The organism is Ketobacter sp. MCCC 1A13808 (assembly GCF_009746715.1).
Taxonomy (GTDB): Bacteria; Pseudomonadota; Gammaproteobacteria; order Pseudomonadales; family Ketobacteraceae; genus Ketobacter.
The window spans coordinates 65499-78522 of record NZ_VRKW01000004.1; the positions used below are offsets into that span (position 1 = coordinate 65499).

12 protein-coding genes and 1 tRNA gene are annotated in these 13024 nt (G+C 48.9%); 5 read left to right on the top strand and 8 right to left on the bottom strand.

Going from position 1 to position 13024, the window contains the following annotated elements; genetic code table 11:
* Nucleotides 1-14 precede the first annotated feature (14 nt).
* Nucleotides 15-91 (bottom strand) — tRNA-Pro (locus FT643_RS09855).
* A gap of 175 nt (nt 92-266) precedes the next feature.
* Here FT643_RS09855 and folD point away from each other — a divergent pair.
* Genes folD through FT643_RS09870 form a run of 3 tightly spaced genes read left to right on the top strand, consistent with a single transcriptional unit; the run spans nt 267 to nt 2440 of the window.
* On the top strand, nt 267-1121 hold the full coding sequence (folD, locus tag FT643_RS09860; protein WP_156871231.1) for a bifunctional methylenetetrahydrofolate dehydrogenase/methenyltetrahydrofolate cyclohydrolase FolD: 855 nt from the start codon (nt 267-269) through the stop codon (nt 1119-1121).
* A 54-nt stretch (nt 1122-1175) separates the two neighbouring features.
* A complete protein-coding gene (locus tag FT643_RS09865) occupies nt 1176-1685 on the top strand; it encodes a peptidylprolyl isomerase (protein WP_156871232.1) in 510 nt (169 codons plus the stop codon).
* 26 nt (nt 1686-1711) lie between these two features.
* Nucleotides 1712-2440, top strand: a complete 729-nt coding sequence (locus tag FT643_RS09870) for a UDP-2,3-diacylglucosamine diphosphatase (RefSeq protein WP_156871233.1) — start codon at nt 1712-1714, stop codon at nt 2438-2440.
* 8 nt (nt 2441-2448) lie between these two features.
* Here the strand turns inward: FT643_RS09870 and miaE are convergent, their stop codons facing one another.
* Complete coding sequence (gene miaE / locus FT643_RS09875; protein ID WP_156871234.1) at nt 2449-3078, bottom strand: MiaE family protein; 630 nt, start codon at nt 3076-3078, stop codon at nt 2449-2451.
* A gap of 114 nt (nt 3079-3192) precedes the next feature.
* Here miaE and FT643_RS09880 point away from each other — a divergent pair, with 114 nt between their 5' ends.
* Both FT643_RS09880 and acnB read left to right on the top strand, forming a co-directional pair.
* Nucleotides 3193-4110, top strand: coding sequence for a lysophospholipid acyltransferase family protein (locus FT643_RS09880; protein WP_156871235.1), 918 nt, complete (start codon nt 3193-3195; stop codon nt 4108-4110).
* Between the two features lie 213 nt (nt 4111-4323).
* Nucleotides 4324-6927, top strand: a complete 2604-nt coding sequence (gene acnB, locus FT643_RS09885; protein WP_317621992.1) for a bifunctional aconitate hydratase 2/2-methylisocitrate dehydratase — start codon at nt 4324-4326, stop codon at nt 6925-6927.
* A 136-nt stretch (nt 6928-7063) separates the two neighbouring features.
* Here the strand turns inward: acnB and FT643_RS09890 are convergent, their stop codons facing one another.
* Genes FT643_RS09890 through FT643_RS09915 form a run of 6 tightly spaced genes read right to left on the bottom strand, consistent with a single transcriptional unit; the run spans nt 7064 to nt 13011 of the window.
* Nucleotides 7064-7657 (bottom strand): outer membrane beta-barrel protein, encoded by a 594-nt coding sequence (locus FT643_RS09890; protein ID WP_156871236.1) that lies wholly within the window; start codon nt 7655-7657, stop codon nt 7064-7066.
* Nucleotides 7654-8571 (bottom strand): hypothetical protein, encoded by a 918-nt coding sequence (locus tag FT643_RS09895; protein ID WP_156871237.1) that lies wholly within the window; start codon nt 8569-8571, stop codon nt 7654-7656. The genes FT643_RS09890 and FT643_RS09895 overlap by 4 nt, the downstream gene beginning before the upstream one ends.
* Nucleotides 8568-9308, bottom strand: coding sequence for an SDR family oxidoreductase (locus tag FT643_RS09900; RefSeq protein ID WP_156871238.1), 741 nt, complete (start codon nt 9306-9308; stop codon nt 8568-8570). The genes FT643_RS09895 and FT643_RS09900 overlap by 4 nt, the downstream gene beginning before the upstream one ends.
* A complete protein-coding gene (locus tag FT643_RS09905; protein ID WP_156871239.1) occupies nt 9305-10612 on the bottom strand; it encodes an FAD-binding oxidoreductase in 1308 nt (435 codons plus the stop codon). The genes FT643_RS09900 and FT643_RS09905 overlap by 4 nt, the downstream gene beginning before the upstream one ends.
* A 3-nt stretch (nt 10613-10615) precedes the next feature.
* Nucleotides 10616-12037: a UbiA family prenyltransferase gene (locus tag FT643_RS09910; protein WP_156871240.1), complete on the bottom strand. Its 1422-nt coding sequence runs from the start codon at nt 12035-12037 to the stop codon at nt 10616-10618.
* Nucleotides 12037-13011: a lysylphosphatidylglycerol synthase transmembrane domain-containing protein gene (locus tag FT643_RS09915; protein ID WP_156871241.1), complete on the bottom strand. Its 975-nt coding sequence runs from the start codon at nt 13009-13011 to the stop codon at nt 12037-12039. Before FT643_RS09915 ends, FT643_RS09910 begins: the two co-directional genes overlap by 1 nt.
* Between the last annotated feature and the right edge of the window lie 13 nt (nt 13012-13024).

Here is a 13024-nt window from a genome sequence, read left to right on the forward strand (position 1 = left end):
TCCTATTACTAAAATGGTCGGGGCAGAGAGATTCGAACTCCCGACATCCTGCTCCCAAAGCAGGCGCGCTACCAGACTGCGCTATGCCCCGATTAATTTACCAGGTCGGTAAAGTGGGCGGAATGATATACATACCATTCGCTGCCGTCAAATACTTTCATAATATTCAACGAGATCAATCCCTTGCCCTCTTCTCTTTACGCCATCAGGTTACGATGAGACAATGTCGGCCCATAAATTTCCGGCCATTCTGCACTTAATAATATATGACAGCAAAACTAATCGATGGCATCTCGATCGCAGCCAATTTGAAATCGGACATTAAAAAAGCCGTAGACCAGCGCCTGAAAGATGGAAAACGAGCACCGGGACTGGCCGTTATCCTGGTCGGCGGTGACCCCGCATCCAAGCTCTATGTAAACAAAAAAAGGCAATCCTGCGAAGAAGTCGGTTTTATTTCCAAATCCTTTGACCTCCCCGCCATCACCAGCCAGGCTGAACTCATCGCATTGGTTGACAAGCTTAATAATGACGATGAAATTGACGGGATACTGGTACAGCTTCCTCTGCCTGCCCACCTGGATGATAAAGAAGTCATCAATACCATCCGGCCAGACAAAGATGTGGATGGTTTCCACCCCTATAACATGGGCCGCCTTGTTCAACGCATGCCCATGCTACGCCCCTGCACCCCAAAAGGCATCTTAACTCTCTTACAATCCACCGGCGTTGATCCCAAAGGGTTGGAAGCAGTCGTCGTAGGCGCATCCAACATCGTTGGGCGGCCCATGTCGCTGGAGTTACTGCTGGCTGGCTGCACTGTCACTACCTGCCATCGCTTTACCCGGAATCTGGAAGACCATGTACGCCGTGCTGATCTGCTGGTCGTTGCTGTCGGCAAACCCAAGTTTATTCCCGGCGAATGGGTTAAACCCGGCTCTATAGTCATTGATGTGGGAATTAATCGTGGTGACGATGGAAAATTAAGTGGTGATATCGGCTTCGATGACGCGGTTGAGCGAGCCGCTTGGATCACGCCGGTGCCGGGTGGTGTTGGCCCCCTGACGGTCGCGACCCTGCTCGAAAACACATTAATCGCTGCACAAGAACTTCACCACTGATAACCCGGATCAATAAAAACCCCGAACATCCAAAACCGAAACAGGACATATAACATGGAAGCAATATTAGTAATTCTGCACACCAGCATGGGCGACATCAAACTTGAGCTAGATAAAGCAAAAGCGCCCACCACCGTTGAAAACTTTGTAACCTATGTAAATGAAGGCCATTACAATGGCACCATCTTCCATCGTGTTATCGGTAATTTCATGATTCAAGGCGGCGGATTCGATCAGGAGATGGAACAGAAACCCACTGGCAAACCGATCAAAAACGAGGCTAACAACGGCTTGAAAAATGACGCCGGCACCGTAGCCATGGCCCGGACCCAGGATCCGCATTCAGCAACGGCCCAGTTTTTCATTAATGTGAAGGATAACGATTTCCTTAACTTCAGTGCTGAAACCACGCAGGGCTGGGGTTATACCGTTTTCGGCAAAGTAGTAGACGGCCAAGATGTTGTCGATAAAATTAAAGCGGTTAAAACCGGTAACAAGGGCTTTCATCAGGATGTACCTCTTGATCCCGTCATTATCGAAACAGCCGAAGTTGTTGTGAAGTAACGGATCGTCAAGAGACATACTTTAATATGCGAAGCCTGCTGATTTCAGACCTTCACATGCAGGAACAGCGCCCGGATATTACCCGGGCGTTATTCTATTTGCTCGATCAATTCGAGAGTAAAGTCGATCAGTTGTTTATTCTGGGCGATTTTTTTGAACTGTGGCTCGGGGACGATTATCTTCCGGAACCGGCTCCCGAGGTTGCAGATCGGTTGGCCGCGTTCGCCGACGCAGGCACGCGCATCTTCATCATGCACGGCAATCGGGACTTCCTCCTTGGCAAACAGTACGCTGCCCGTTGCGGGGCAACGCTTATTAACGAGCCCTACCAGGTCGAACTGGCTGCGCGACAATGCCTACTGATGCACGGTGACACCCTCTGTACCGGTGATATCGACTATCTAAACTTCCGCAGCATGGTACGTAACCCTGATTGGCAGCAGCAGTTTGTTGCCAAATCCATCGAGCAACGGATTGCATTTGGGCAGCAAGCCCGCGACCAAAGTAAAGCCGATACAGCTCAAAAAGATGAACTCATTATGGACGTCACTCACTCGGAGGTTGTCACCTGCTTTGAACGATCTGGAGCGGATGTTTTGATACACGGCCACACCCATCGGCCTGCCATTCACGCAGTAAAAACGTCGTGTGGCGATAAAACCAGAATGGTGCTGGGGGATTGGCACAAAGAAGGTTGGTATATCCTGGCGGACAACAAAACGCTTAAGCTGGAACGATTTGCTTTTCCGGAATGATGTTCCGGTTACTGCGGGATACCGCTATGAAAGCGAAGCTCCGAATCAGGTGACAAAATCAATCCCGCTTCCAGATCTCGGAAGAATCCAACTCGATCATCAATGCATTCAGGGGCGTACTCCCGGGCCAGCGCCAGATAATCCTGATAATGCCGGCTCTCGGATTTGAGCAGAAATCGATAATACTTACCGACATCCCTGTATTTTTCCGTTTGCATCAACCGAGGTGCTATCGATTCAAATCGTTCACAGGATCTTGCCTCGATGAAAGCGCCAACAATCAATGTATCCACCAACCTACCCGGTTCAGTGGTACGTATGTGCTGCCGCATTCCCATCGCGTAACGTGAAGGGGTCAGATGATCGTACTGAACACCATGTCGTTCCATTAACTCGAGAACCTGCTCAAAGTGGAGCAACTCCTCTCTTGCTAACTGGGTTAATTTGGTCAGTAACGCTTTGCGATCCACATAACGGAACAATAAATTCAAAGCAGTGGAGGCTGCTTTCTTCTCACAATGGGCATGATCGACCAACAAGGTTGGCAAATTGACCATGGCTACATCAAGCCATTCAGTGGGCGTGGCACAGCCGAGAAAAGCGTTTACTTCGGACAGAATTTCGGTATCAAGGCTCATTAGTTCAAATCATGTTGGCAATAAAACGGGCCGATTATACGGTGCCCGTAGTGTGAAATCGATTTTTATCCTATCCTAACCACTTTTATAGCTAAAAGAAGAAAGCGATCTCCAGTGGATTCAAAAAATAAACCTCAGAAACAGTCATTCGATCTCCAGGGTAATCTGGTAGTTGCGTTTTTAAAACTGCTTGGCCTGCTCCCCATTCTTTTAGCGGGCAAATTGGGGCGGGCTCTGGGCCACCTTGTATGGCTGACGGCGGGCACGTCAAAGAAGGTGACTCTGCGTAATATTGAATTATGCTTACCGGAGCTTTCCGCGGAAGAGCAGTATGCGTTGGCGAAAGAATCCATTCTTGAAACCATCGCTACCATCTTCGAGGTTGCACCCGCCTGGGTTCAACCAGCCGAAAAAAATCTGAAATACATTACGCACGTCGATAATGAGCATCTTCTGAAACAAGCACTGGAGCAAAAAAGAGGGGTTGTACTCATTGTCCCTCACTTCGGAAACTGGGAAATTGCCAATCACTTCATGGCGCACAAATATTCCTTGCTTGCTATGTACAAACCGGTTGATCTGCCTGCACTGGACGATCTTATCTATAAATCCCGCTCTCAGCTGTCGGAAATGGTTGCAGCTGACCGCAGGGGCGTTGTCGCCTTATTCAGCGCGATGAAAGCCGGCAAGATTACCGGTGTACTGCCCGATCAGGAGCCTGCCCTGCAAAGTGGCGTTTGGGTGCCCTTTTTTGGGATTCCCGCTCTAACTCCTAAGCTGGTTAGCAAACTGACCAACGAAACGAACGCCGTTGCTATGGGATATGGGTGCCAAAGAAACGCCGATGGGAAAGGTTTCCATATTTTCTTTGAAGCGGTGGACGATGACATGTACAGTAAGGATCTTGAAGTCTCAGCAGCCGCCATGAATCGCTGCGTGGAGCGCATTATCCGACGAGACCCGACCCAATACCAGTGGGAGTACAAACGTTTCAAACGTCGCCCTGACAATCAGCCCAACCCGTACTCCTGATCTTGCCATGACCACCAAGTCATACAGAATTGGCAAGATAATTGAATAGATTCAGCTCATGTAGGTTACTGTAAACTGCTTTAGACTCTGGTATAATTCGCGCGCTTAATTTTCGGTATCGCAAGCTGGCTGCGTTCGCATTTGCCGCCAGTTCACTGAAGCTGATTTATTCAGTTCATCGCAATCGAAGCCACACTGTAGAGAGGTCATACCGTGCTCGAAGTTTATCGTAAACATGTTGAAGAACGCGCCGCGCAAGGCATCCCCCCTAAGCCACTGGATGAGCAACAAACTGCCGAATTGGTAGAACTGTTGAAAAGCCCTCCCGCCGGTGAAGAAGATTTTCTAGTTGAGCTACTGACCTATCGGGTGCCCGCCGGAGTGGATCAGGCTGCTTATGTGAAGGCAGGCTTTTTGGCTGCAATCGCCAAGGGCGAAGCAACCAGTCCGCTCGTGGACAAGAAAAAGGCGACAAAGTTACTGGGCACCATGCTGGGCGGCTATAACGTACAACCTCTGGTCGACCTGATTGACGACCCCGAAGTGGGTGATGTCGCAACCAGCGCGTTATCGAAAACGTTATTGGTATTTGATGCTTTTTACGATGTGGTAGAAAAATCCAAATCCAGCGCCAATGCGAAAAAGATTCTTCAATCCTGGGCAGACGGTGAGTGGTTTACCAGCCGGCCGGAACTGCCAGAAAAGATCACCATTACTGTATTCAAAGTTACCGGTGAAACCAATACAGACGACCTGTCTCCCGCACAAGACGCGTGGTCCCGCCCTGATATCCCGCTGCACGCTAATGCGATGCTCAAAAACGAACGTGATGGTATCAACCCCAATCAACCAGGCGAAATAGGCCCGATTAAGCAAATTGAAGCGCTTAAAGCAAAGGGGCACACCGTTGCTTATGTTGGCGATGTGGTAGGAACCGGCTCATCACGCAAATCGGCAACCAACTCGGTATTGTGGTTCACCGGCGACGACATTCCTTATGTACCGAACAAACGCCAGGGCGGAATTTGTATCGGTAGCAAAATCGCACCTATTTTCTTTAATACCATGGAAGATGCAGGCGCACTGCCCTTCGAAGCGGATGCCTCGAATTTGAATATGGGCGATGTTGTTGATATTTACCCTTACGCGGGGAAAATTACCAAACACGGCACAGATGAAATCATTTCGGAGTTCGAGCTGAAGTCAGAAGTCCTGCTTGATGAAGTACGGGTTGGTGGTCGAATCAATATGATCATCGGCCGCGGTCTCACCAGTAAAGCCCGTGAAGCACTTGGCCTGCCGGCGACCGATATGTTCCGTTCGCCAGTGGATGTGGTTGATTCCGGTAAAGGTTATACCCTGGCACAGAAAATGGTTGGTAAAGCCTGCGGCGTTGACGGCATTCGTCCCGGTCAATATTGCGAGCCTCGCATGACGACGGTTGGCTCTCAGGACACCACCGGCCCGATGACTCGCGATGAGTTGAAAGATCTGGCTTGTCTTGGCTTCTCTGCTGACTTGGTTATCCAATCATTCTGTCATACTGCAGCTTATCCAAAACCGGTTGATGTTGAGACACAACATACCCTGCCTGACTTTATCATGAACCGAGGCGGTGTTTCATTGCGTCCGGGTGACGGCATTATCCACAGCTGGCTGAACCGCATGCTGCTGCCTGACACGGTCGGCACCGGCGGCGACTCCCATACCCGCTTTCCCATCGGCATTTCCTTTCCTGCCGGTTCCGGTCTGGTAGCGTTCGCCGCGGCCACCGGCGTTATGCCGCTGGATATGCCAGAATCTGTACTGGTTCGTTTCACTGGCAAGCGTCAACCCGGTATCACTCTGCGCGACCTGGTTCACGCTATTCCGCTTTACGCGATCAAAGAGGGTTTACTGACCGTCGAGAAAAAAGGCAAAAAGAATATCTTTTCCGGTCGAGTGCTGGAGATCGAAGGCCTTGAAGACCTCACTGTAGAGCAGGCATTTGAATTGTCTGATGCTTCTGCGGAACGCTCTGCTGCCGGTTGTACGATTACCATGTCGGAAGATTCCGTCGCAGAATACCTGCGATCCAATATCACATTATTGAAATGGATGATTGCCAACGGTTACGGCGATGCTCGTACACTTGAGCGTCGAATTAATGGCATGAACGAATGGTTAGCGAACCCATCATTGATGCGTGCAGATGACGATGCGGAATACAGTACCGTGATCGAAATCAATATGGATGAAATCGTTGAACCAATCCTATGCTGCCCTAACGATCCGGACGACGCCAAAACGTTGTCGGATGTTGCAGGGGACAAAATCGATGAAGTCTTTATCGGTTCCTGTATGACGAACATCGGACATTTCCGTGCCGCCGGTAAACTACTCGACCAGATTCCAGGTGGTTCACTCAGCACACGTTTATGGCTGGCTCCGCCAACCAAAATGGATGCCCACCAGTTAATGGAAGAAGGTTACTACAACATTTATGGTCGTGCTGGGGCGCGAACAGAGATGCCCGGGTGTTCGCTGTGCATGGGCAACCAGGCACGTGTCGCACCAAACACTACCGTGGTATCAACCTCTACTCGTAACTTCCCTAACCGTTTGGGTCAGGGTGCCAATGTTTATCTGGCCTCTGCTGAATTGGCGTCCGTTGCATCGGTGTTAGGAAAATTGCCGACTACCACGGAGTATATGAGCTACGCAAAAGACATAGACAGCATGTCAGCTGAAATCTACCGTTACATGAACTTTGACAAAATGGCCGAATACCAAGACCTGGCCAACACTGTCAAAATTCCTGTTGCCCAAGACAGCTGAGCAGTAGGAGACTCCCCGGCCCGATTGGGGCCGGTACAAAAAAGCCGATTATCCTGATATCAGGTAATCGGCTTTTTTCGTATCCATTATAGGTAGACCCAAACCAATTCTAACCAGTCCAAGCCATCACTTCACATCAAAAAGAATACTCTCCACCCAATAAGATTCCCAAGGTATTTACGTCGAAAGGTTGGCTACTGTCCCCCAACACATCACGCCGGCTGGCAAATTGCAGTTCAGCCACCAACTTTATATCGGATCTGACCTGCATAGTTGAACCACCACCGAGATAGAAGCCAAACCCGTTATCGTCGGCTGCAGCACTGCCGCCCGCTTTGATACCGTAAAATTCTTCATCAAGATCCAGGTCCATCCGATAATATAACAATCCCCCGCGGGCAAAGAAGCCCCACTTATCAGATTGAAAAAAATCATAACGGGCGCCGGCCATTAGATCCAGGCTATTGATTGTGATCCTGTAGGAGCCGGTGTTGTCGTATTGCCATTCGGACTCCGATTTGTTGATGCCGCTGATGGTGGCTTGTACGGACCAACCCGGCGCAAGGCTATAGCTATAGGTACCGGCCAATGTGTATGAACCGTCAAAATCAGCGCCATCCACATCCACTGAATCCAATACCAGTTTCAGTGACACAGATTGCTCAGCTTCTGCCGCCAGAGCCGTTCCTGGAACTAACAATATACTTAATACTAATAGAATATATCTCATGGTTGAAATACCACACTTACGGAATCACTGGTGCTGGCAATGGCGTATCCGCCCGTTACGCCTGCACCCAATTGACCTGCAACCTCACGAAAAACAGTTAAGGTGATAGTACAGGTTTGGACTTGGTAATCTGAAATATTAATAGGTTTGGCGTCAACCAAACCGTAAGTAATTGCTTCTATTGCGAGAGAGGACAATATAACACTAAGCTGCCCGACAATAGTTGCAACCGAGTTCAGCAAGCCGGTGGAAGGTACCAGATCACCAACTGGAATACTCTGAGTACCCGTATCTGTAGGATAGGTAAAGCTACGCGCCCATTCTAATGCTCCCCCCGGATAATCGCACTGCTGAATACTGGTGATCCTGATCTGTTCTGTATCAGCACTGGCATTCCAGCTCAGCATTATTTGATCAGAGCGGTCAAGATAGACTTCACCAGCCTGGGGGCTGGCCAACCGCAACTCCGCAGGAAAATCCACATGAGCCGAGTACCCTATTAGATCACTAGGACCCGGATCCACCACCAGCGTGTCGGCAGGATACCAGCGATCTTCGCGGGCCGCCTGAGGATCGAACTCCACTTCAAAATTGACACCGAAACCAGGATTAAGGGTATTCAGTTCTGAAACGTAATCCCCGCTCAGATTTTCAATTGAACGTAAGATCGTGGATGTGGATTCAGAATAGGCTTTAAAAATATCGCCACCCACTAACGGCTGCTTCACACCGTCTTTATAGACCGACGCAGCAACCTGTGATTGCATCGCGCCCAGTGGCAAATTCGCCTGAATTGCGGCAGAGATGCCAGTGTCGGAAACCGGATCACGCAAACTGTCATTGGAATTTGAAGACTTACAACCGCTCATAATGACGACCGGTAATAGCGCTCCGATAAGATAATTTTTCATCATAGACTCAACTTTTTGAACAGAAATTCAGGAATGCTTTTTATGATGGCCATGATGCTCCACCAGAAAAAGGGTAAATAAACAACATTCGATTGTTTTTCGATGGCTTTATTAATGCCTTCAGCAACCTGCTCCGCGGACGCCCATAGGGGGCCCCCTTTTTCGATAGCCGAGGTCATCGGCGTATCCACAAAGCCGGGCTTGATCGTCGTCACGTGCACACCTGATTTGGCCAGGCGATTTCGCAGCCCTTGAAGAAATGTACTCACCATGCCTTTGGCCGCGCCGTATACATAGTTGGATTGACGGCCGCGATCACCGGCAACAGAAGAAATTACAGCGATTTCACCCCGCCTCTGCTCTTCAAACATATTGGCAGCCAGAGTGCACAAAGAAATGACGCTCAGGGCATTGGTCTCTATTTCTTTTAACGCCAGCGGGAAAGAAGCTTCACAGGCTTTTTGATCCGGCAGGGTTCCGTGCGCTATTAAAATGCCGTCTATCCGCCCCATTGCCGCCTTAGCAGAGTCCAGGCAGTGGCTGTGCCGATCAAAGTCATTCACATCCATCAGGTGAGCGTTAACACTGTCTGCGCCACGGACGTTCAGATCAGCCTTGATGGAATTAAGCTTGGTTTCGTCACGCCCTACCAGAAAAAGCTTATAGCCTTTTGCGGCCCAGATACGGCCCACTGCTTCTGCAATGGCAGACGTTGCACCAACGATTATCCAATTTTTCATAAATTCGGTTCCATGGTTCTGCGCCAAAAACTGGAGCTGATATTCGGATCCTTAAACGACACGAATTGATCGAAATCAGGGTAATAGGCTTTAAAGTGTTCCGCTTTCATATGGGCATCCTTCGCCGGATAGAGCGCGCCGCCTGCCTGTTTCACTACGTTATCCAGCTGGTCGAATAAATGCATGGTTTTATTTCCCTGATAAGGAAAATCCAGCGCCAGGGTAGTTCCGGGGCGGGGAAATGACATAAGGGCCGGTGATTCAATATCGCCAAACACCTTAAGCACGGCGAGAAATGAACCGCATTGGGCTTTTGCTATACGTTCCAATAATTCCTTGATCGCACTTTCGCTATGCTCCATCGGCACGACACACTGATATTGTAAAAAGCCTTTAGGGCCATAGATCCTGTTCCAGTCACCTATATTATCCAGCGGATAGAAAAAAGGATCGTAGTTGACCGTAGTAAAGTTACGTTTGCTGCCTTGCCTATGGTAATAAAGCCAATTAAATGCACGCAACGACCATGAATTAATCAGGGAAACCGGCGGATCGATCGGTATTCCGAGCTTGCGACCTGACATTTCGGGTGTAGGTTGGGTCGCTTTTGCATGATTCCCGCGGCTAAAGTGCCCACGACCAAGTTTGGCCCCAGTGGCCTGGCAGTCAACCCAGGCGACAGTGTATTCATGGGTGCTTTCAGAATCTTCGGAAATTTGAAAAAACTCGGTCAGACTTTCGTATTTGATGTTTTCAAGATTGATTGCTGAATTAGGGACTTTCTTCAGTTGGATTTCGGCCCAGGAAATAAATCCGGTTAACCCTAATCCACCCACAGTTGCGCGGAACCAGTCACTATTCTTGGTGGGTGAACAAACTCGCTTACTGCCATCGGAGCGGACCAATTCAAATTTCAGCACATGACGACCAAAAGTGCCGGCACTATGATGGTTTTTGCCATGAACATCGTTTGCAATTGCACCACCGACCGTAACAAACTTGGTGCCTGGCGTTACCGGTAAAAACCAACCTTGCGGTTCGACAACACTCAAAATATCCGCTAATTGCACACCCGCTTCACAACGCAATATACCGCTTTCCGGGTCGAAACGGATAAATCGGCGTAGGAACCGGGTCGACAAAACCTGACCACCGTCATTCATGCAGCTATCACCGTAAGAACGGACATTGCCCTGCGGAAGAAAGTTCGAGGACACAGGCAATGGCTGATCCAGCCAATGGAGGTCAACGCCTTCTTGAGTCTTGTAGGGGTATCGTCCCCAGGAGATGTAGGGTCTTGTCATTACTTACACCGCGATAATCATAAAGGCCATAATCAATAGAACACAGATAATACTGGCCATATCTTTAAGCGCGAAAACAATCGGATCGTCGTTCATATTTCCACGATGCGCAATAATCCATATGCGGCTCACCCAATAGAGCATCACCAAGCACGCAGGCCACATGAGCTCCGGCTGTGAATAGAGTGATTTCACATCCGGGCTATTGATATACAACGCCAATACCAGAACGGAGATATAGCCACTGGCACCACCCAAGGGCGCCAACAGCTCTGCATCCTGCACCTGATACCCCCGCCCAAGTGTTTTTGTCGCCTTTTTTGATCGTAACTTAAGTAATTCGGTATATCGCTTGACGATGGCCAAGCTGAGGAACAAAAACATGGAAAAAGACAATAACCAGAATGAAAGAGTAACACCTACAGCGGCAGCACCAGCAAGAATACGAATGGTGTAAAGGGATGCCAACGTAATCACATCCACCATGACCAAACGTTTTAACTTGAAACTATAGGCCAGGGTGAGCAGGTAATAAACAGCCAATACGGCCAAAAACTCGATGGGAAGAAAGACGCACAGCACAATGGCAATCAACAATAACGCGGGCGAAGCGATCAAACCGGTGAGCAGCGGGAGTGTGCCTTTGGCAAATGGACGTTCTTTTTTTGTGGCGTGCTGACGGTCGTCAAACAAATCCAGCATATCGTTAAGCAAATATACACTTGATGCGCAAAGAGAGAATGCGATAAAAGCGACGATACCTGCAAATATAAGAGGAATGCTTTCAATATTATGGGAAGTGAGAAGCGGCACCAGGATCAGCCCGTTTTTAACCCATTGGTGCACCCTTAGCGCTTTTACAAAGGTTCGGATGCCGGGTTTTTCAAGCGGTATGTGTTTTTCTATAGTACAAAGCATTTCCGCTGCCGACGTCAGCTTTGAATCCCCTACTACCACCGCTGAGTGGGTGTGCTGCCAGACTTCCAGGTCGATCTGCTCATTTCCAACATAGGAATATTGTCGTTCACCGTAACGCTTTGTTAGCGCTGACCGCTTGTTCCTGCCTGACAAATTCAGACGATCGTTACTCGCGAACACAGAGTCGAATATGGTTAAGTGATCACTGATGGCCTTGGCGTAGCGCTCATTTGAAGCAGTAGCGAGAACGATCTCTCGCCCCTTTGCTTTTTCCTGAGCCAGATAATCCAAAACGTCCTGGTTATAGGGCAGAAGGTCAACTGGAATATCGACACGCTTGGCAATTTCAGCTTTCAGGTGAGCTTTGCCTTTTACTAACCAGCATAAAACCAGTATCAGGTTAAACGGGTTGTCTTTGATAAGCATCAGGAACGACTCGATCAAAAGATCACTTCTAATGAGTGTTCCGTCAAGGTCGACAACGAGTGGGTATGCCCCTGTGGACATCACTTGCCTCCTTTCTCTGAAAATTCACTATTGGCAATCGGGGTCACTCCTAGGACTGCCAACGAGCCGGCCGTAATCAAACCAATAAACACCGCAAACCATAAGGTCGCAATTCGGCAGATCAAGGTGGCGGCAATAGCAACAGGTTGTGGCACACCGATAGAAATAAGCAATAGGCCCATGACGGCTTCTGTCGAACCTAACCCCCCGGGTAAGAAAGAAATCGCGCCAATTAAAACCGCTACACCGTATATGCTGACCGCAGCCAGCAGATTCACATCCTGCCCCAACAGCAGTAATAAATACCAAAATCCGACGGCCTCAGCTAACCAGGCGACCAGACCTAATAGTATGCCGCCGAGAAGCTCGCGATTCTTTAACAAAACGGCTGACGAGCTCAACAATTCAACCAGTTGCTTTAGCAATGCGGACACTTTTTCCGGGCTTCTATCGGCAAAATTAAGGATGACTTTAATGACCTTGCGGTTATGTAACAAAGGCAGGCAACATAAGGCCAGTATTCCGGTGATTATGATTACAACCCGGTAGCCATCGAATAATATCGCTGCTGCTCCGGACATTAATACAATGGTCAGTAGATCCTGAAAACGTTCTACGAAAAACGTGCTGATCGTTTTGGAGTAGCCGATGCCGTGGGGTTTAAGGTAAAGCGAACGGATGGTTTCACCGGCTTTTCCAGGGGTTGTGGACAGCGCGAAGCCGCAAAAATAGTAAAGAAGATGACGGAATTTCGGGATATGAACTTGACTCAATTTGAACAAATACCATTCCCAACGCCAGAATCGGAGCACATAATTAACCAGGGAAAGCCCCAGAATTATAGACCAACCGGAAAACCCCACCTGTTTTATTGCAGCTTGAGTCTCGCGAAAATCGCCTAAAAACATTGCGCCTAAATAGAGTCCGATTGCGAGGATTACCGACAGCAAAATGGGTTTTTGAAAACGCCCCATAGAATAAAATTAT